Here is a 21,226-nt window from a genome sequence, read left to right as displayed (position 1 = left end):
AGTGGATTAATGCTTAGGTCATATTTAGTCTTATGGTTAAACAGCGCTAAGGGCAAAAGGTTGCAAAATATAAAGCCAGCCATCAGAAGAGAAATTACTGGTCAGGCCACTCTGAGTGGTCTGACCAATAGGAATAAAGACTACTCTGACCTTAAACTCTTTACGGGATTTGCTATGCCAGCTTTAATGGCCTGAAAGCTCACTGTGACTAAGGTTACTGTACCTGCCATTACGCTGGCCACCAAAAAGAACCACCAATGCAGGGTGGTTTTTACTTCGTAACCTGCTAACCAGCCGTCTAAAACATAATAGGCCAATGGAATGGCCAAAACACAGGCGATTAGTACGAGAAGCATAAATTCCTTAGAAATCATGCCCCAGATACTTAGAATACTGGCACCCATTACTTTCCTAATTCCTATTTCTTTGGTTCTTTTTTCGGCTACGTATGAAGCCAAACCAAACAAACCTAAGCAACTGATGAAAATGGCCAGTAGGCTAAAGAAGCTTGCCAAGCTTGCCACTCGAATTTCAGCATTGAACTTTTCATTGTAATCATCGTCTGCAAATTTGAAATCGAAAGGAGCTTCGGGTAATATTTCGCTAAACACCTTCTCTATGCTTGCTAAAGCCGTGTTTGCACTTTCATTTGGGTTTAGCCGAATATATAGCCATTCGGTCCATCCTTGCTCTTGAAACATAACGGATTGATCTGTTTTCTGAAAGGGTGAACTTTTGATCATGTCTTTGACTACACCAATAATAGTGTAGTTTTTGGCCTCTGCCCAGCCGGGGTCATAAGTGATGATTTTCCCAATCGGGTCACTCAAATCCATTGCTTCTAAGGCTGACTCATTAATAATGATGGCGTTTTTATCGGTAGCCAAGTCATCAGAAAAGTCTCTTCCAGAAATAAACTCTAGGCCTACTGCATCACCATAGCCCGTAGAAATACTAATGGTATTGAAGGCTTCATCGAAACCATTGGCCATGCCTTCCCAGCTAAAACCGCCATTCCAGCCTAAGTTGTTAATTACAGGGTAATTGGAGGTTCCAACAGCTTCTACAGCATTCAATTTTCTTAATTCAGCTTTCAAAAGTTCCTTTTTACTGTAGAAGTTAGGGGAGGCTGGCCTTAAGGAGATCATACCTTTAGGGGTGTATCCGATCGGGCGATCCTTAGCGGTTTGTATTTGCTTATTGACGGTAATCGTACCGACAATAAGTGCAATGGAAATAGTGAACTGAAGTACGACAAGTATTTTTCGTGGGATGGCTGCATTTTGATTGCCTGCAAACACACCCTTTAATGCTTTTATAGGTTTGAAAGAAGATAGGTAGGCGGCAGGGTAAGAGCCAGCAAGAAGCGTGGTAAGGCAGACGAAGCCTATAGAAAGTAGCCAGAAGGTTTCGTTTTGCCAGGGTGCCAGCATGTTTTTTCCCGCAGTGCTGTTAAACCATGGTAAAAGTGCCCAAAGCAAAACTAACGAAAGAACAAAAGCACTTAGGCTGTAGAGGAGTGATTCAGTGTAAAACTGAAAGATCAATTGTTTTCGAACCGAGCCCAATACCTTTCTGATTCCAACCTCTTTCGACCTTTTTTCAGAGCGTGCTGTACTTAAGTTCATAAAATTGATACAGGCCAATAAAAGCACAAAGGCACCAATGATTCCATAGAGCCAAACAAATTTCAATTGTTGGCTAATGATGGGTTGCTCATTTTTGAATTCAGACCTAAGGTGCCAATCTTTCATGGGGTGAAGGAAGAAGGTCATACTTCTGTCGTTGGCATTTTTTGGAAGGCTGGGCTGAATCGATTCATTGACTAAAGCTGATAGTGCCTTTAAATCGCTTTTGGGATTTACTTTAGCAAAAGCATACACATTGTAATTGTTCCAAACATTAAGCGAGGCTTCATCTCCACCGAAAAGGAGTAAAAGGCGAGTCATGTAAGTGGCTTCGGCAAATGTAGAGTTACTGGGCAAATCCTTGTAAACTCCTTTGACCAATAAATCTACTCCACCATCAAGCTTTACGAACTGATCTATGGGGTTTTCATCTCCAAACAGTTTCTTAGCAAGCCTTTCAGATAGAATGATAGACTTTAGTTCTGAAAGGGCGTCTTGATTTCCATAAAGCATTTCTAAGCCGAGTAATTTAGGGGCTGCTGCTTGTGTGAAAAATCCATTCTCTGTGAATTTTTTATCTTGATTGGAAAGTACTCTGCTTTGGGTTCTGGCCCGCATCATAGTGATCTGTTCAATTTGATCCCCAAATTTTTCTTGAACCAAAGTGACCGCACCTGTGGGTAGAAAAGAATTGGTATTGGTTTCTCCGGCCCTAGTATCATGACGCATTAACTGCACGATACACTCATAATTACTGTGATTTTTATTGAAACTGAGTTCGTCATTCACCCATAAGGCAATAAGCATGGCGACCACCATTCCCATAGCGAGCCCTCCAATATTGATAATGGAATAACCTTTGTCTTTTAGTAAATGTCTGATACTGACTTTGAAATTATGCTTAATCATGGCGTTGTTGTTTAAGTTTTTACTTTTGAAAAATTTAAAAGCAAAAGGGCGCAAATAGTTAATGACCTGATACCAATAGTTGCGTTTGGCTTTGCGTATAGAGTGTTGATTTAATGTTGAATAGAATTTCTCATCCAGATCACCCAATACTTCCTCTGCCAGTTCATCTTTGATGAACCAGGTCAGTAGCTTTTCAGCCAAGCGGGGAGGGGCGATATGGTTTTTGTTTGGACTCACTCGCTACGTAGGCTTTCAGTTATATTTACTGTTGCAGACTTTGTCGTCTGCGACATAATAGTAAGCCAGGCCACCATCATCATCAGGATTCCAGCCACAATGAAGTATAGAGGTTCTAGTTCTATCCTGTAGGCAAAACGATCAAGCCAATTTCTCATAAGAAAATAACTGATAGGCAGAGCAATAACGGTGGCAAGCAGAACTAGAATGATAAACTCCTTTGAAAGCAGTCTGGCTATACCTGTGCTAGTTGAGCCCAGGACTTTTCTGATAGCGATTTCCTTAAATCTTCTTTGCGTGCTGAAGGTAGTTAAGGCCAAAAGACCTAAGCAAGAAATACCAATGGCTATTCCCGCAAAATATTTGGAAAGCACTGTAATGCGCTCTTCCGCAGCATATAAAGTCTGGTAATCATCATCCAGAAACCTGTATTCAAAGGGATAGCCTTCGTTTAAACTTTCATATAGGTCTCCAATTCGGGTTATTGTTTCTCTTTCAGTCCCTGCCTGTATTTTAACAATGAATTTATTTCCTTGATCAGTCAGACGAAAAAAGAAGGGTTTCACTTCTTCTTGCATAGACTGAAAATGGAAATTTTCTACAACGCCAATAACCTCTTTTGTGCTTACTCTAGGGTTATAGTTACCAATCTTTTGACCAATTGGATTTTTTAACTGCATCATCTCAACTGCAATTTCATTCAAGATATAGGCATCCTTGTCTGTAGGGAAGTCTTTGGAGAAAGTACGACCTTCCTTGAACTTTACACCAAGTAGGTTAATGAGGTCATAACCACCAGAAATATTGTAGAACCTCAAACTCTTATCCTCCTCATTCATGCCCTCCCATTTATACCCTTGTGAGTAACCTATGTCTCCTGGGAGTTCACCATTCATTTGTGATGCCATTACCACACTCGGAATCTTTCTTAATTCTGAAAGAAATGGTTCAGAATCCTTTTTGAGTTTTCCTTCATTTGCAAAAGTGAGAACATGCTCCTTATCATAGCCAAGGTTTGTGGTTTGGATGAATTCCACCTGTTTGTAGATCACCATTACCGAGGCAATCAGAATGACGGATACGGCAAACTGAAAAATCACCAAGCCTTTGCGCAGCCAGATGCTACTTCCGCCAGGCTGAACCTTCCCTTTCAAGGCGACAACAGGATTGAATTTTGAAAGTAGGAGAGCAGGATACATTCCTGAAATAAGCCCAGTAAAGAGTGTAATTGCCAAAACAGCAAGGATGATCTCGCTAGAGAACGAGAATGTTAATGCTTTGCCTGTTATTTCGTTGAATTGTGGGAGTAGCATGAACGCGATGCCTATGGCCACAAGTAAGGATAAAAATGCCATAAAAATTGACTCTCCGAAGTACTGATAAACAAGTGCTTTTCTACTAGAACCAATCGTCTTTTTCACGCCAATTTCCTTGATCCTTCTCGATGCCTGCGCGGTAGAAAAATTCATGTAATTGATACAGGCAATAACTAATAGGGTGATAGCAATTAGTGAGAAGAGCCTTACATAAATGATTCTTCCAGATACCGGTACACCTATTTCGTATTTTCCATATAAGTATTGTTCGGAATAAGGTTGGGCGTATAAAATGTCTTTCCAGTTTTCTGCAATAGTAGATAGATATCCTTCCAGTTTGGTGTTTAATTGGTCTAGGTCAGCTCCCTCTTTTAGAATCAAATGGGCCTGGGTCCCACTATTGTACCATTGCATATGATCCTCAGTTTGGCACAGCTCATAGCTAAAAAGCATATCGAAGTCATTGGAATTGTTTTTAGTGGGCTTAAAAACACCAGTAACGAGATAGGTGCCACCATAACCTTCATCCTTGAAGTCCACCAGTTCGCCCACTGCTTTCTCTGTAGATTGAAACAAACTGATGGCTAGATTTTCTGAAATGGCAACCTCACCCCTGTCCGATAAGATCTCATACTTGTTACCATGAATTAAGTCTCCTGGGAATGCGTTGAAATAGCCCTTTCCGATGAACTGATACTTAGCTCTAGCGTTGTTGTCGCCAAACGAAAGCACCCCTTTAAAACTTTTATGTGCATACACAGGAAAGGCATATTCAATTTCAGGTAAGTCTTTTGGCAACCGTTCAAACAGAGGATTTGGAGTTCCCCCATCTATTTCAGTAAAATATGTTCCTGAGGTAGGGTAGGTGTGTATTACCTGAACGTGTCGATCACTATCCTTTTCATAGAATTTATTCATGTTTATTTCATCATTCACCCAAAGGTAGATGAGTAGTGCACTGGCCAAACCAGTGGCTAGTCCAAAAAGGTTGATAAGGAAAGTGCTTTTGTATCTCCTAAAACTTCGGAATGAAATAAGAATATTGTGTTTGAACATAGTAGTGTTGTTAAAGTGAGTAGACCTGTGTTTTTTAAAAGCAAAAGGGCGCATATAGTTAATGACCTGAAACCAATAGTTGCGCTTTGCTTTGCGTATAGAGTGTTGATTTAATGTAGCGTAGAATTTCTCATCCAAATCACCCAATACTTCTTCGGCCAGTTCATCTTTAATGAACCAGGTCAGTAGCTTTTCAGCCAATCGGGGAGGGGTGATATGGTTTTTAGTATTGTTCATTTTGTTTCGTCATTGCGAACCTGCTACAGATCTTCAAAGTGATGAGGTTTACGTGAAGCAATCTCAATGTTGACTTGTAGTACTAGAGATTGCTTCGTCATAAGCTTTTGTTTGCACAACGCTTATTCCTCGCAATGACGGTCTGGAGTGTATGGAGCTCAAAAATTAAAATTTAGTTTACCGCCAGCAAATGCCGGGAATTGATTCCATAAAGCGATTTTAAAGTCTCTTGAATCTTGCAGCGTTCTCTGACCAGAAGCCGTTATGGTGTAAATTCTTTTTCTCCGTCCACCGCGTTCAGCAGTCGACTCACCCATTTCCGATTCCAAAAAACCTTTCTCCGTCAAACGGTTGAGGGTAGAATGGACTGCACCAATTGAAACGGCCCTGCTGGTTTGCGATTCAAACTCTTCGGCAATTTTAAAAGCATAGGCTTCTTTATCTAAAATGCCAACCAAGAGCAGAAGTGTCTCTTCAAAGTCTCCAATTTTTGTTTCTTTCATAACCTACTAGATTGTAGAACAAATATATAGAAGATTTTTTTAATATGTTCTACTTTCTAGTAGGTAATACTTAATTTCTGAATTTATGAAAATTAAATGAGGCCTAAAGGCTTAAATTGAGAGCATTTCTGATGTTATTTATTAAGCATAAATTGTAGTGTTAGGGCTGCAAGGAGTGTAGGCAAATCATTAGCAGTCAGCTGGAACCACCAGCATTGTAATGAAATTCTTTCCAATTCGTCTTCCTAATATCCCGATTCAGTAGTCAAAAGTGTTTTTGTAGAGGAACTATATTTTTAAATATGGATTTACTTATTAGTTTTACTAATGGGTAAGAAATAAAATCAATGGAAAGAAGATACTATTTAGGAGAGTTTGAGGAAATGGTGCTACTGGTGGTCGTGGTGCAACATGGGGAAGCTTATGGATTATCAATTACCAATGTGATTGAAGATGAGCTGAAACGAAGTGTCAGCATGAGTTCTGTACATACTGCTTTATATCGCTTGGAGGAAAAGGGCTATGTAAAGTCTGAAATGGGTGGAGCTACTGGAAAAAGGGGAGGGAGGCGCAAGCGTATTTTCCTTATTACCGCTACGGGCAAAGCAGCGCTTTTAGAAGCCAAACAAACCCGTCAGTACCTGTGGGGCCAAATCCCCGGTCACTTATTTGAAATCGGAGGTGCTTGATGGAGCCGTTTTTACCTAAACCACCAAAACTGGCCGAGAGATTCTTCAAATTCTACTGCAATGAGGATTTGCATGAAGAAATTGAGGGAGATCTGCTAGAAAGGTTTTACGAACATGAAGAAGTCTATGGACTGTCAGTTGCCAAGCGGAAATATTGGATTAATGTATTCAAGTTTTTCAACTGGCATACATTAAAAAGAAAAAGGTCATCACCTCGCTATAACGGGGTTCAGAACAACATCGCTATGTTTAAAAATTACTTCAAAATCGCATTCAGAAATGCCTTGAAACACAAGGCGTATACCGCCATTAACCTTTCTGGTCTAGTGGTTGGGCTTACTAGCTTCATCCTTATCATTGCTTATGTGCAGCATCAATTGAGCTTCGATAATTTTCATGAAAATATTAGCCGAATTTACCGTGTTACGGATGGCGAAAATGCCATAACACCCAACATTGTAGCTCCTTTGATGGAACGCTCATTCCCTGATGAAATTGACGAAACTAGCCGTACCATTATAATGGGAAGCCAGATTTTCAACTACAATGCCGAGCCATTTACGGCCAATGTGTTTTTTGCCGATCAGGGCTTTTTTCAGATTTTCACTTTGCCTTTTTTGGAAGGGAATGCTGAAACCGCATTGGCTGCTAAAAACAGCATAGTGGTAACTCGAAAAGCAGCACTGAAGTACTTTGGTAAGGAAGATGTTATGGGTGAATCTGTAATTCTTGCAGGCCGTACGTGTAGTATTACAGGTATTCTGGCCGATTTACCGAATAACTCCATGCTCGACTTTGAGATTATGGCGCCTTTGCACGATTTATCTTGGGCTGTAAGTGAAACCTGGTCGAACAGCAGCTACCATACCTTTGTAATGTTAAAGGACTTTGTGGATGCCGAGCAGTTTGAAGCCAAGACCGAGACTACATTGAATAAAAACATCACCGAAGCCTTTGGTGAAGGCAATGAGTCTAGGATTTTCCTTCAACCTTTTAAAAACATCTACCTGCAATCCGACTTTAAGATGGGCTACGAAATTGGCAATACCAGTAGCATGGAATATGTCTATATTTTTCTTGCCGTAGCGATTTTGATCTTGGTCATTGCGGCCATCAATTATGTGAATTTGGCTACTTCACGCTCTGTAGAAAGGGCCAAAGAAGTGGGGGTACGCAAAGTGGTGGGTGCCAAAAAAAGCCAGTTGGTCAATCAATTTTTAAGTGAATCCATCCTGTTCGTTTTTGCGTCATTGATGGTTTCTTACGGACTTGCGTTGGCCTTGTTGCCCAATTTTGATCAATTGTCGGGTATGAAGATCGATCCATCTTTTTTCTTTCAGACCGACTTTATACTGATGTTGATTGGGATTGCTGCTGTGGTAAGTTTATTGGCTGGAATATATCCTGCACTCTTGCTCTCAGGCTTTAAACCTGTATCAGTATTGAAGGGTAAGTTCAGTAGCTCTTCGAAAGGAAATGCCCTTCGCAAATCGCTGGTCGTTTTTCAATTTACCATTTCCATTTTTCTGCTGGTGGCAACTCTGGTCGTCAACAAACAATTGAATTTTATTCAACATAAGGATTTAGGCTATGACAGGGAACAGGTTTTGTTTTTTAGAGTTGATAGCAATATTTCAAAGAACAGAGCGGCTTTTGAAGCTGAATTGTTACAAAACCCACAGGTGATCAATGCGAGTTTAGGTTCGAATAACCCTTTGAATGTAGGCTCAGCCAACGGTATTAAAACGGGAGAAGGGGAAGGACGCGATGCCTATGAACGCATCTATTTTATGGGGGTTGACGAAAACTATATTGACCTGATGGGGATGAAAATCTTGGCTGGAAAGGATTTTAAGGAGTTGGCAATAGCCTATAACGATACCGACACCACAGGTTCAAAACCTTCCTACATTGTGAATGAAGCTGCTATTGCATTGTTCAATTGGACACCTGAAGAAGCGGTAGGTCAGAACATTACCATTTCAGGGCAGGAGGCACCTGTTCAGGCGGTAGTGGCGAATTTCCATTTTATGAACTTGCAGCAGAAGATAGAACCCTTTGTGTTGCTCTATTATCCTGACTCTTACTACTATGGCTTAATTAAAGTTGGTCCAGAAAACATGGCCGAAACCATAGATTTTATTCAAGAAAAAGTGAGGGCATTTTCGGCTGCCTTGCCTTTTGACTATCAGTTTTTAGATACACGCTTCAATAACATGTATAAGTTTGAAACACGACTCAAAAAGGTGTTCCTCACTTTTGCGACCATCGCCATCATTATCGCCTGTTTGGGTATGTTTGGGCTTATTTCTTATATGGCTTTGAACAGGGCGAAGGAGATTGGCATTAGAAAGGTATTGGGCGCCTCCGTATCCAACGTGATTGTGTTGCTCTCAAGCGATTTTTTAAAGATCGGAGCTTTGTCACTTTTAATTGCGCTTCCCTTGGCCTATTATTCCATGTCCACTTGGCTAAACGATTATGAGTATCGAATTTCAGTTGGCATAGATATCATGGCGTTTTCCGCAATGGCCGCTTTATTGATTATATGCCTTACCATTGGCTATCAAGCCTTAAAGACAGCGATGACAAACCCTTCCAGGTACTTGAGAAACGAATAACTGTCAATGGATTTTTGTCCTTCAGAGCTTCTTAATCCTGTTTTTTAAATTGTAGCCCATACATGTAGAAGAATTTTTCACTCTATTACTTTTCAAAAAGTAGTAGAGTGAAAGGTTTTGAGCATTAGTATGGAGTTCTTTCAAAAATCATTTTTAGCATAAAAAATTTAATCTTAATAAGGTCATTCGAATTATAAAGTGTTTTATAGTTTTGAAATGAGGTTGTAACTCAATACATTGAACTAATTTTTACGTTGTTTTTTATTTTTGTGTAGTTCTTGATTTCAACCTTTACTAAACCTGATGAAATATAAACTGACCCTTTTCTTTCTTTTGATCTGCAAGAGCTATTTGCTTTTGGCTCAAGAGGTTTCGGTGATTGAAGCGGTTAACCAATCTCTTGAAGGTTACAACGAGTCTTTTCCAGTTGAAAAAGTATATGTGCACACGGATAGGAAATACTATTCGCCAGGAGAGATGCTATGGTTTCAAGCCTATTTGGTAGATGGTCAAAGTCATGAACCTTCGGGAATGAGTGGTGTGATTATGATCGATTTGTATGATTCGGAACACAAACTTCTAGTACAGCGAAAAGTGTATTCGAATGGTGGCTTTGGAAATGGTAATATTGATTTACCCAAAGACCTGAAGCCTGGAGTTTACGTTTTGAAGGCTTACACCAATTGGATGAAGAATTTCGATGAGGCTTTTATGTTCGAAAAGAAATTGGTGGTGATGGGTGACTCATGGGCTCCCACCGAAGTGAAGAGTGGCGAGATTGATGTGCAGTTTTTTCCTGAAGGTGGACATTTAGTCGATAATGTAAAGAGCAGAGTTGCTTTTAAAGCCATTGATATTTCTGGTAGAGGTATTTCAGTTTTGGGTCAAGTGACTGACGAGTCGGGTAACGAAATTGCAGAGTTTAAAACAGAGCATGACGGAATGGGCGTTTTCTCATTCACACCAGAAATGGGGAAGAAGTACAGTGCCAAAATTGAAGGCAGTTCAGTAAGCTTCCCTTTGCAAACTGTGGAAGATAGAGGCTTTATTATTGAAGTGGATAATAGCAATACCAATCTTTTAAAAGTGGTGTTGAGGTCGAATGAGAAAACTGACAGGGCTCAAACCTATACTTTAATGGTCCATTCCAAAAGGCAGGTGATTTACGCGCTTGAGCCCAAACTTACAGAAAAAGAGAACCTGATTACCTTACCTAAAATCCACTTTCCAAATGGAATTTCGCATATCACTTTATTTGATAGCAAGGCAAATGTTGTTTTGAAACGACTCATTTTTGTGGATAATCCCAAAGGAAAAATCACAGTAAGCACCGATCAGGAAGTTTATGCACCTAGAAGTAAAGTGTCGGCTAAAATCAATGTAAAAGAGTCAAATGGAATGCCTGTTGAGGGTTTGTTTTCTGTAAGTGTTTTAGATCTCGGCCAAACATTTGACAGAGCACCAAGCCAAACTATTTACTCTGATTTATTCCTCACTTCGGACCTTAAGGGCTATGTAGATAATCCTATGTATTACTTCGATAGGGCTAATGAAGAAGCAAAATCCCATCTGGATTTAGTAATGATGACTAATGGCTGGACTCGTTTTTCATGGGATGAAATTCTCCAAGAGTTGCCTCAGGCAGAATACCAAGCGGAGAAAGGACTTACTGTAAAAGGAAGATTGATGAAATCTACAGGAAAGAAACCAGAGGCGGAAGGCAAGGTTGCCATATTTAGGCAAACGAGTGATGCTGAATTATTCAATGATACTGAGACAGATGATGAAGGATATTTTAGTTTTAATAACCTAAAATATTCAAATACGGACGAGGTGGTTTTGCGTGGTACGGGGCGTAAGGGCGATAAGTATGTGAAAATTGTGTTGGACAGTACTTTCAATACATCATCATTGACAGAGGCTTTTAAATCACGTTTTGAAACACAGGAGATTAAACCAGAAGAGATTAAAAGTTACTCTGAAAAAAGTGACTTCCGTAAATCCTATGTGGTCACTTATGGGTTTGACTCCCTGATGTTCAGAGACCTTGGTTCCGTGACGGTGGAGGGGAAAAAGCGAGGGGAAACTGTTTCTCGAATGGCTACTAGTACTTATGGAGTGAGCAATCATGTAATCAATTTCAACGATATCAATATAAAGACCTATATCAATCCGCTTGATGCTTTAGAAAACAGAATCCCTGGTTTTAGAACCAATATTGCTGGTAATAGTGGTAGTCAGGATAATCTAGCCACATTCGATGGCGCTGGTCGAATGACTAATTATATTACCATTGTAAACCCAGGTGGTGAAGGGAACGAGGGTATGCCTCGGCTTTTATTGGATGATAAACTCATCACCTATGATCAAATAGTTTCCATGTCGCCAAAAATGATTGATCGTGTAGAAGCTTATTATTCTGATTCTGCAGTTGGTGGTCAGCAGTTAGGTTGGTTATTGGCTTTTTATTCTAAAGAGGAGGGGGCTAAAAATGTAATTACGAAAAAGCTAAAGAATGGCTATGATCAACCTAGAGAGTTCTATGCACCCAAATATGATGTAAAGGAACCAATACATAACCAACCAGACCGTAGGGTAGTGCTTTTCTGGAAACCGATGTTGTTGATTGAAGACGGTGAAATATCATTTGACTATTGGAACAGCGATATGGATACAGAAGTGATGATTGATGTTCAAGGACTTTCAATGTCAGGTGAACCCTTTCATTTGGTGAAAGGCTATAAAATCGAAAAGAAATAATAATGGTAAGATTTAAATCCCTCTTCAATTTGATACTCATGATGAGTGGCCTGGCTTTAGGGTCACAAGTGGGTTTTGGTCAATCTGGAGTACTGAAAGGAAGAATCGTTGAGAAGGAGAGTGGAAACCCCATTAGCTTTTGTACTGTGGCTTTGGTTGGGACATCCATTGGTAGTATTACGGACAAAGATGGTTTTTTTGAGATCAAGAACTTGCCCAATGAAACGCTCAATATTGTGGTTTCTCACATTGCTTATGACAACAGAATATTGGTCTATGACCCAAAGCGACTCCCTGAATCTTTAATTATAAAGCTGGATTTAGCAGTAGTTGAGCTAGACCAAGTGGAAATAAATACCAAGGGCAAAGGTAAAGTAGCCCGAAAAAGGCGAAGAGAGTTAGGTGATTTTATGGATATGGTTTTAGGCAATGACTATGATGACAAGGATATTGAAGTGACCAATAACGAAATCATTGACCTAAAAGATTTGACTTCTAAAAGCACAATTTATAGCGCAAACTATGACCTCAATTTCGTTAACCGTTATTTAGGCTATGAGATCAATTACTACAATTTTTCCTTTTATATGGCCGACAAGGCCAAATCCTTCTTTGGTTACCCCGTATTTACTGAAATGGAGCCTGAGAATAATGAGCAACAAAAGCAATGGGATGCCAACCGAGAGAAGGCGTATTATGGTTCTTTAAGACATTTTCTATTGAGTTTAATAGAAAATAAAGTAGCCGAAGAGAATTTTTTAGCCAATGTCACGAACTATAATCCTTCTTCTTTCGACTCCAAGAAAATGGATAGAAAGACTGATGTGATCAGAATGGAGGCAACGGAAAAGTCAGCAGCAAATGTTCATTTGATTTATAATGAACAAAAGGAATTCTATGAATTGAGCTTTGATGGCGTGATTGAGGTTTTCTATGTAGGTCCTGGGACTGAAGAGTTAGAAACCACTCCTCTGAGCTACTTAAAGGTGATTGGGACAAGGGCCATTGTTTATCCTAATGGTGTGCTGAAAGATCCGTTATCCATTATGACCTTTGGTTATTTGGCCAACCAAGGTGTATACGAAATGCTGCCTTCAAATTACCTCCCCAAAAAGAAATAGAGACTGGAAGAAAAGATAGTCTGTTGAACAAGTCTTCATCAGCTCTAATACCACTAGCCGATTAACCTCAGGGGATTAAACTTTATAGTTTTCAACCTTGAAAAGAGCGGCTTTTCCAATATCATTGTAAGCTCAAATCAGATATGTTAAAGCAGCATTACCCTTTCGACCCTTCCATTAAACATCATGTACTGATTGCCCTGGGCTTGGCGGTGTGGGTATTTGTGTTTCTGTTCTTTACAGAGCCGCTTGATGTTGGCCAGCTTTACTTGAATGAGAAGCTGACTTATCTGCCGCTCTATGGTCTTTTTGGCTCCATTTGTTACCTCATTTGCTTACCCTTTCAGCATTGGTTGTTTAAGAAAGTGGGGCAGTGGCCTGTTTGGGCAGAGCTCACTTTTATGTCTTTCGTCATCATTATCGGTTTTGTTGCCACCCGTTTGGTGTACTATTTTTTGGTGGTGGACTCAGACCCATATGCCTACACCATTTCTTATTTTGCTACCGCCATTTATTTGCCCGCTGCACTCACGGTTTTTCCTATTGTGGCCATTGGCCGTTGGTCTTTCGGTAAGTACAAAGAGAAGCGTTTAGAGAATGATAAAATCGAAATCAAAGGCACTGGAAACTACGAGAGTTTGCGCCTGCAATTGAACGACCTTATTTGTATTCAGTCGTCCGATAATTACGTAGAAGTGACTTTTAATGAAGGAGGAAATTTAAAGACACAGCTGATCAGAAATAAGCTGACGGCTGTGGAGGAGCAACGTCCAGAATTGATCCGAACCCACCGCTCTTTCTTGATCAATGCTTATCATTTTAGACAATGGAAAACCGGAAACCGTAAGGTAAATGTGATGCTCACGGGCGACCTTGAAGTGCCCGTTTCAAAAACTTATCAGGCTGCCGTAGAAACAGCCATCAATTCCGCCACAGAATAGTGTGATTTCGCCACAAGCCTTATTAAATAGGTTTCAAGGCCGATTTCTGTTTGTACGTTTGGGTCATCAGTCCCCCGAAGCTTCGGGGCATAAACAAACAGATATGAAAAATTTACTGACCCTAATTATCCTTATTACTTTAAGTTTTAACCTTTCAGCACAAGCCAATTGCGATTGCAAACCCGAACTCGATTTTGTGTATGAGCAGATGAAAGGGATGAACTCATTTAAGCATCAGGTAAAAGGAAATAAGAAAACTGAATTCGAGAATTTATACCAACAACTCCGTGGCGAAATGGCCAATGAGATGACCAAGGTCGATTGCTTTTGGAAGCTCAATCAGCTAGAGCATTTTGTGAATGATAAGCATGCCGAAGTGTACGAGCCGAGACCAGATTATACGATGGACGATATCTTCGATTCTACATTTATAAAGAGCTACCGAACCAGCGATACCTTCAAAAAACACCCCAAGGTGGATCTGGATTTAACGCAATTGAAAACCCAGCTGAAATCTAAACCGGCAGCGAGTATTGAAGGCATCTACAATGCGGGCAGCAGAATGAAATTAGGTGTGTATCGTATCGATGCCGATAGCTTGGTGGGTGTGGTGTTAGAATCCCAGATCAGTATTTGGGAGCCTGGTCAGATCTATGCTTACATCAAGGAAACCGACTCGCCTTCACGCTTTAATATTGTCTTCTACGGTCAGTTGTATAAGAACCTAGTTTTTGCTGAAGAGCAGCTTTTCGAAAATGGGCAGTTGTTTTCTACTACCCGAAAAGAAACGAAGGATGAGGCCTACGACATTGTAAATGTTATTTCTGGTGATGCCGAAAACTTCAAGCTGACTCGCTTAAATGAGAATGTGCAATACGTTTGGATGAACAGCTTTAATAGAAGCTCGATGAGGAAAAATAGAGATCAATTGATCACTCAAATCGAAAACGAACTGAACGCACCTTACTTGATTGTTGATTTGAGAAACAACGTGGGCGGCTCTGATAAAATATCTAAGCCGATTATAAAGACCATAAAGAAGAGCAAAGCGCAGGTGTATATACTGACCAACTTCTACACAGGCAGTAACGGGGAGCTCACCACAGGACGCTTAAGAAAATTGAAGAACACGGTTCATTTAGGGCAAACCACTTATGGAGCGCTGGCTTATGGTACTAATTACGGTAGAACCTACACTTCGCCATCGGGGATGTTTACTTATATGCCAACGGATATGAGACAAGCTTCTTTTCTTAAGTATGAAAATCAAGGAATTGCTCCGCAGATTACGCTAGATGCCAACACAGATTGGATAGAGCAAACCTTGAGCATCATTGAAAAGAAGTAGTTAGAATAGTATTCAAGAATTATTAAAGAGACTGGGTCAGATGTGTTTGACTGCTGTCTAATCCAAAAGAGACGACCGAGAGGTGGTCTCTTTGCTTTATCTCGGTTAAAGTCATTTTTGGTATTAGTCTTTGTATTCATTGAATTCCCCATTTTCATTCCAAAGAAATGATCTCTTCCCTTCCTCTATCTCTTTTAGGATTTTTTCTCTGTCATCCATATTTGGAAGCGTTCTTTTCACGTAGAGATGTAGAAAATCACCATGCGTTCCGGCTCGTTCTTCTGCGGGAAGGAGTTCAATGCGTTCAGGACGATTGGCGATAATCCGATATCCAACTTTTCTGTTTATTTCTGATTGATATATTGTATGCTGTTTGAGATGAAGTTTGAGGAAATTGAAATTAGCGAATACCTCGTAAAATTGATAAATAGTTAAAGCCCCGGTTATTTTATTCAGCGCTTGATGATAGAGTGAGGCAGAGGCTGTGGAATCATCAATCATACATGCAATTGCGAAATCTCCGATTCTCAGCATAACACCTTTCGTCCACGGATTATCAATGTAGTCGAATTTCTCAATTCCTTCGAGCTCAACAATACGGTTGACATAAACTGAACCGTAAACCTCCGGCTCCAATCTCGCACCTGTATAATGACTTCGGATCAAGCAATGAACATGATGGAAGTCCTCCCATGTATAAGCATCTCCAATAAACTGATTCAACCCTCTTTTGTCTAATGAGGCTCTGAGTAACGTGTCCTTGAGGTGTGTTTTAAAGTAAATTAAACAGAGCCATCTATATACCAATTCTATTTTCTCTGGTTGTTCCTTAATTTCTTTTGCCATTTCATTATATGGCTTTGAAAAAAGTTGTTGAATTGGCTTTTCAAATTGTTTCCCTAATTCAGAGTTACAGTCAACGCAGCATGGAACTTTATACTTGGAATACTGAATCTTTGTCTGATTATGAAGTATAATCTTTTTGTCATGAAGTTTGAATCGCTTTAAAAGCCAGTCTGGAATCACATGTTCGTCATTGAATTGTTTGTCTTTGGGTGATGCACCGCATATAAAACAGCAATCTCCCTTGACTATATCTCGAAGAAAATGATTCAACTCAAAGAACAGAATTCTTCCGTCAATGGAAATTATCGTTTTTGTTGTAGTATCAGTCATTTCAAATTAAGGCCAGCTTTATATATACACCATATTTATGGCGTTTATATTTTCCTTAATTTATCAAAACTTCCTTACAACTTACCAATAATATTAGTGATGAGGTTTTTACCTAAACTGTTTTGGTTTCAAGTTTTCACTGGCGTTTTCTGCGATTTCTAAAACTCTCTTTTGTCTGGTTTCTGGTCTTTTCGCAGAGATTACCCAGTGCAGCAAAATCTTTTTAGCGGACTTACTTAGGCCATCAAAGTAGTCCATAGCGCCTTGGTGATTGGCCAATGCTGCTGCTAAATCGTCTGGAATGACAAGGGCTTCAATTTCATCCAAGAATGTCCAAGAACCATTCTGTTTTGCGGTTGCTATACTAACCAAACCAGCTTGGGTCATTTGGTTGTTTTGAATGAGTTGGTCGATCTTTTCTTTGTTTACTCTTGACCACATGCTATTCGGCTTTCTTCTGCTGAAATACTGCATGTACCTTTCTTCGTCAATGGTCTTTTTGGTGCTGTCTATCCACCCAAAGCAAAGGGCCTCATCCACAGCCTCACTCCAAGTCACTGAAGCAACTTTTGTGGATGTCCTAAAATAAACCAGCCAAACAGACTGCTCAGACGCATGGTTTCTTGCTAACCATTGTCGCCAATCTGCTCGGCTTTTAGGACAATATGTTTCTGTTTCCTTATTACTCATTTAATTTACTTTCTGGTCTATTGCCTTACCTGGGTTAAAGATTCATTGGCACAAACCTATACCTGACCAGTGACAACCCTATGTCAGTAGTTCATTATGTTTTTTTTCGTTTGTAATGCAACTGAATTAACCCTGTGTCAAATGTTTTAGCAGTCACAAATTCAAGCAGTTGTTCGGGGCGCCCATCCTTGAATAATCTTGTTCCATTTCCTAACAATACAGGAACAACTGAAATGATAAACTCATCAATCAAATCATTTTTTAGAAGTTCGTTGATTACCTCTGCACCACCATCACAATAAATATTTTTACCGTTTTCAGATTTTAGTTGTTTAACTAAATCGGTCAGACTTCCAGTGTAAAAGGTTGTTCTTCCAGCACTTGGCCTTTGAGTTCTTGTAATGACATACACATCTCTTTGTCCATTATCATAATGAGATGACCCGATTTCTTTGAGCACATAATCATAGGTTTTTCTGCCAATAATCAGCGTGTCAATGGTGTCTGTAAATTGCTCATAACCATAGTCTTCGCCCTCCTTTTCTACTAGCTTTAAGAAACTAAGGTCGTCATTGGGCTTTGCAATGTAACCGTCTAAACTTGTGGCAATGAAAAGAGATATTTTTCGCATTTGTCTTGAGTTTTAATGTTTCTGCAAAATTAGATTTGTCAACTTTGGATGCGTCACTACATCATCAAGCAATCAATATAATCAGTAAGCATATGAAAGAGTAAACCGATGCCGATAATTCTGAAGGGCTTTTTCAGAAAGAGGAGGATTATATAAAAACCCATGGCATAATAGGTGTGCAGAAAATGAAAATTGATGCTGCATCGGCCGGGGTCGAAAATAGGGTTGGCGAAAAAGTGATCTAAATCTACCAGCATAGTCGTCAGTAAAATCAAGTAAGTCTTCTTCCAGTCCTTTTTAAAAAAGGCCAAGGCAATCACCAAAGGAAAACCGAAGTGCAAAAAGTAGTGAATTATGGACTGCATGACGCTTCTTGTCTGGGGTCAAAAACTTAGTTGTCTTTATAAAACTCAAGGATATCCTCCAGTTTGGCCGCAGAATCTTTCAAACCGCCTTCTCTATTCCTGACCAGCCAAAGTGCTTTGTGCTGCGCAATCAGGAGTGCTAGTTCTTCACTCAGTTCTTTTCTTCTTTCGGCCGGAATGCTTTTGGTGTCGTAGTTTTCGGCTTTCAATCTGGCTACGCCCAAATGAATGCCGTGGCGGGCTAATGCCGCTGCCTGCTTCAATTCATCGATGGTGATTTGTGCATCTTCAGACTCAGGTTCGGCTAAACTTAAGATGTCCAAACCACGCTGAATGGTGCTGTCCGCAGCCCATAGGTTTTCTTGCGTCAATTCTTTTGTCTGATAGTTACCTTGCATCGTCCATAAATACCTTCTTAACAGCAGATGAAAAGCATTGGCATTGCCTTTTGGAATCTTGGTATCCAAATAGGTATTGCCCAGCATTAAAACGGATTTGGCGGTGTTGCCCGTTTTGTCCTTAAAGAGATAGTGGTTGAGCTGAAACTCAAGGTGATCGAGAGATTCATCTTGATAATTCCATGCATAACTGGCGCCCAAAAGCATGCTCGGATAAACGACTGAAAGCGGTTGCCAGTGGCCATAATCGCCCCAATTGGTATTGAGGTAGCCTTTGGCTTCGTTTTCCTGTCCCGAAATGGCAGCATTCTTCAGGTTCAAAAATGCATTATGGTTACGCCCGATCAATGAACGCCACGATGAGGTGCCGGGGCATACATAAAAGTCTAAACCCGCTGCTTTAAACTTCGGTAGCTGCTCATCAAAAGCATGGTCGTCACTGTAACCCCAAACCAATGCCGTCATGTCTTTGGGCAGTTCGCTGATCAATTCTGGATGGTTCAAAATAATGTCTCCCCAAAACTGAGTTTTAAAGCCTAGGCGATTGGCTTCGTTGTTTAGTTTTACCAAGTAGTCTAAATAAACCCTCCCTTGGCCTAATTTCTCACACTCAGCCTCCGATTTTCCCTCGCATAATTCTACGGTTTCATCACCTCCAATATTGAAGAAACTGCTAGAAAAGTTTGGGAGGGCTTCCTCATATAAAGACTTCATTAAGTCGAAGGAAGCAGGGTTGGTGGGTGCTAAGCTTGTCCGTTTACTTTTGCCCCAAATCGTTTCGCAATCGTCTGGGCATTCCGCCAAATCGAGGTATTCATCGTGTTTTAGCCAGTTTTCCATGTGCCCGAATGAGTTTTGATTGGGCACCAAATCGATGAATCTAGTTTTGCAATACTTGTCTAGCAGTCTAATTTCTTCAGCCGTTAAGGGGCTTGAGTTCTCCCAAACTACTTTATGGTCTTTATAGGCGTAGGTATGCTCTGTGTACAGTTGCAGCTCGTTAATTTTCCATGAAGCCAATTGGTCAATCAGTCGATAAAGACTTTCCATGGTGGGCACTTTATCTCGGCTGATGTCGAGCATATAACCTCTGCGTTCAAAATTGGGCCAATCCTTAATGGTGAGGCAGGGCAGTGTGGCATTTTCTTCCATTGCATAAGAGAAAAGCTGTAAAAGCGTGAGTTTGGCGTAATAGGCTGCAGCAAGGTTTTGCGCGGAGATACGAATGTGATCCTGACTTAATTCTAGTGTATAGCCCTGTGCATGTGTCAGGGTAGAATCAATGGAAACGGAAAGGCTTAGCTTTTCTCCCTTCAGATCAAAACTCAAATCCCCAGTTAAATTGGAAAGCTCGATGGATTTAATAAAGTCAGCGAATTGACTGATTTGTACTGCAGAAAAAGCCTCACAACCTTCTGTTACGATCAGCTCCTGAGGCGGGTTAATGAGGTATTTATCAAAATCATTGGCCAAAACCCCGCTGGTTATAAAAAGGCCAAAAAACAGTAAGGTGAATTTGATTGTCTTAGAGGTCATGCTTAATCCGAAATCAGTTAGGCAAGAGTAGGCTTATTTTAATAAAGAATCAAATTTGGGTAATGGAGGTAGCTAAAAGTAAACCTTGTATGTCTTGTTGGTAAAGAACACCAACAAGGGCGGAATGATAAATTGTCAAAGCTTCGAAACATCTGCCTTACTAAAAAACTTTCTTATGGAGATGACCAAGAAAATCATGGAGGTGTAGTAAATAAAGAAAGGGATAATGAACTCCATTAACCCTAATGCCAAGAAAATACTGATGATCAGTAGCTGTGAACCTAGGCCAAGCAGAGAAACGATGGTCATAAACCAATTTGGAAACCATGTGCTTTTTACTGCGCTTCTGTCCAACAAATAAATGGCTTTGTCAAATACACCATAGAGCCCTTTATAAAGGAAAAAGAGAATGTTCACATTTTGCTGTTTTTCTCTTTCCATTGCCATAGGAGGGTGCTTTTCAAAGATTCTGCTGGTCGTGTCCCCATCAAATCTATTCCTAAGAATGACATAGTAGTAATTGTAAATGGTGCCCTGCAACTGCATCCCTAGAAAGGCCAAAAGGGTATATAGAAAATTCACATTGGTAAGGCGCCAGAGCATATAGAAAATAAGTGCATTCAGTAAAATGTCCGCCACAGAATCCAAATAGCGACCAGTATAAGAAGGTGTTTCCTTGACTCTGGCCAATTCACCATCGGCAGCGTCTAAAATGGATTTCAGTATCAAGAAGAAGGCAGCTGCCCATGCGTAGCCATTCATGATGCACCAAATGGCCAATAGGCCAGAAACTGTGAACCCAATCGTGACGTGGATAGGAGTAATGGCAGTTTTTTTGAGTAAGTGTGCAATCGCTTTGGCTGCAGGCCTGCCGTAATCAGAGATATCTATGAATTGATTCGCTTTGGGTAATTTGGACACTTAATGTGGTTAAGGTTTCAATTGTCAAGTTAGGGCTTTCAACTAGGGGTTAAATGGTTTTGTTTAAGGGTGCTTTTCAACACACTTCATTCGCCCTAATTGTCTTAGCGAATCTTCAGCAAAGCAAGGGTGTCTTGCCTTTA

At 40.3% G+C, this 21,226-nt stretch carries 15 protein-coding genes; 6 read left to right on the top strand and 9 right to left on the bottom strand.

Features of this window, described 5'->3' with window-relative positions; all coding sequences use genetic code 11:
* Positions 1 to 140: 140 nt before the first annotated feature.
* The 3 genes from AWN68_RS16655 to AWN68_RS16645 form a co-directional block, all read right to left on the bottom strand.
* Positions 141 to 2,774: an ABC transporter permease gene (locus tag AWN68_RS16655; RefSeq protein WP_068418218.1), complete on the bottom strand. Its 2,634-nt coding sequence runs from the start codon at positions 2,772 to 2,774 to the stop codon at positions 141 to 143.
* A complete protein-coding gene (locus tag AWN68_RS16650) occupies positions 2,771 to 5,383 on the bottom strand; it encodes an FtsX-like permease family protein (protein WP_068418214.1) in 2,613 nt (870 codons plus the stop codon). The genes AWN68_RS16655 and AWN68_RS16650 overlap by 4 nt, the downstream gene beginning before the upstream one ends.
* A gap of 158 nt (positions 5,384 to 5,541) precedes the next feature.
* On the bottom strand, positions 5,542 to 5,886 hold the full coding sequence (locus AWN68_RS16645; RefSeq protein WP_068418210.1) for a PadR family transcriptional regulator: 345 nt from the start codon (positions 5,884 to 5,886) through the stop codon (positions 5,542 to 5,544).
* A gap of 347 nt (positions 5,887 to 6,233) precedes the next feature.
* On the opposite strand from AWN68_RS16645, the gene AWN68_RS16640 reads away from it, so the two are divergent.
* From AWN68_RS16640 to AWN68_RS16615, 6 genes are all read left to right on the top strand, one after another.
* The gene (locus AWN68_RS16640) at positions 6,234 to 6,575 is read left to right on the top strand and encodes a PadR family transcriptional regulator (protein ID WP_068418207.1); all 342 of its coding nucleotides are present in this window, start codon (positions 6,234 to 6,236) and stop codon (positions 6,573 to 6,575) included.
* Positions 6,575 to 9,196: an ABC transporter permease gene (locus tag AWN68_RS16635; RefSeq protein WP_068418204.1), complete on the top strand. Its 2,622-nt coding sequence runs from the start codon at positions 6,575 to 6,577 to the stop codon at positions 9,194 to 9,196. The genes AWN68_RS16640 and AWN68_RS16635 overlap by 1 nt, the downstream gene beginning before the upstream one ends.
* Before the next feature lie 303 nt (positions 9,197 to 9,499).
* Positions 9,500 to 11,956, top strand: a complete 2,457-nt coding sequence (locus tag AWN68_RS16630; protein ID WP_068418202.1) for a hypothetical protein — start codon at positions 9,500 to 9,502, stop codon at positions 11,954 to 11,956.
* A 2-nt stretch (positions 11,957 to 11,958) separates the two neighbouring features.
* Complete coding sequence (locus tag AWN68_RS16625; RefSeq protein ID WP_068418198.1) at positions 11,959 to 13,077, top strand: carboxypeptidase-like regulatory domain-containing protein; 1,119 nt, start codon at positions 11,959 to 11,961, stop codon at positions 13,075 to 13,077.
* Positions 13,078 to 13,220: 143 nt separating this feature from the next.
* The gene (locus AWN68_RS16620; protein ID WP_068418195.1) at positions 13,221 to 14,018 is read left to right on the top strand and encodes a LytTR family DNA-binding domain-containing protein; all 798 of its coding nucleotides are present in this window, start codon (positions 13,221 to 13,223) and stop codon (positions 14,016 to 14,018) included.
* Positions 14,019 to 14,121: 103 nt separating this feature from the next.
* A complete protein-coding gene (locus AWN68_RS16615; protein WP_157716300.1) occupies positions 14,122 to 15,366 on the top strand; it encodes a S41 family peptidase in 1,245 nt (414 codons plus the stop codon).
* A 123-nt stretch (positions 15,367 to 15,489) separates the two neighbouring features.
* On the opposite strand, the gene AWN68_RS16610 is transcribed toward AWN68_RS16615, so the two are convergent.
* The 6 genes from AWN68_RS16610 to AWN68_RS16585 form a co-directional block, all read right to left on the bottom strand.
* Positions 15,490 to 16,542: a hypothetical protein gene (locus AWN68_RS16610; protein ID WP_068418186.1), complete on the bottom strand. Its 1,053-nt coding sequence runs from the start codon at positions 16,540 to 16,542 to the stop codon at positions 15,490 to 15,492.
* A gap of 108 nt (positions 16,543 to 16,650) precedes the next feature.
* Complete coding sequence (locus tag AWN68_RS16605; protein WP_068418183.1) at positions 16,651 to 17,232, bottom strand: YdeI/OmpD-associated family protein; 582 nt, start codon at positions 17,230 to 17,232, stop codon at positions 16,651 to 16,653.
* Positions 17,233 to 17,326: 94 nt separating this feature from the next.
* Positions 17,327 to 17,863, bottom strand: a complete 537-nt coding sequence (locus AWN68_RS16600) for a dihydrofolate reductase family protein (protein ID WP_068418181.1) — start codon at positions 17,861 to 17,863, stop codon at positions 17,327 to 17,329.
* Positions 17,864 to 17,919: 56 nt separating this feature from the next.
* Complete coding sequence (locus tag AWN68_RS16595; RefSeq protein ID WP_068418177.1) at positions 17,920 to 18,228, bottom strand: DUF6122 family protein; 309 nt, start codon at positions 18,226 to 18,228, stop codon at positions 17,920 to 17,922.
* Between the two features lie 26 nt (positions 18,229 to 18,254).
* Positions 18,255 to 20,162: a beta-N-acetylhexosaminidase gene (locus tag AWN68_RS16590; RefSeq protein ID WP_084362906.1), complete on the bottom strand. Its 1,908-nt coding sequence runs from the start codon at positions 20,160 to 20,162 to the stop codon at positions 18,255 to 18,257.
* A 135-nt stretch (positions 20,163 to 20,297) separates the two neighbouring features.
* Positions 20,298 to 21,083 carry a CDP-alcohol phosphatidyltransferase family protein gene (locus AWN68_RS16585; RefSeq protein ID WP_068418174.1) on the bottom strand — a complete coding sequence of 262 codons (786 nt, stop codon included), beginning with the start codon at positions 21,081 to 21,083 and terminating at the stop codon, positions 20,298 to 20,300.
* Positions 21,084 to 21,226: the final 143 nt, after the last annotated feature.

Origin of the sequence: Roseivirga echinicomitans, from assembly GCF_001592935.1 — a bacterium.
Taxonomy (GTDB): Bacteria; Bacteroidota; Bacteroidia; order Cytophagales; family Cyclobacteriaceae; genus Roseivirga; species Roseivirga echinicomitans.
Note: the sequence above shows the minus strand (reverse complement) of the source record. Positions and strands in the feature narration are given on the sequence as shown.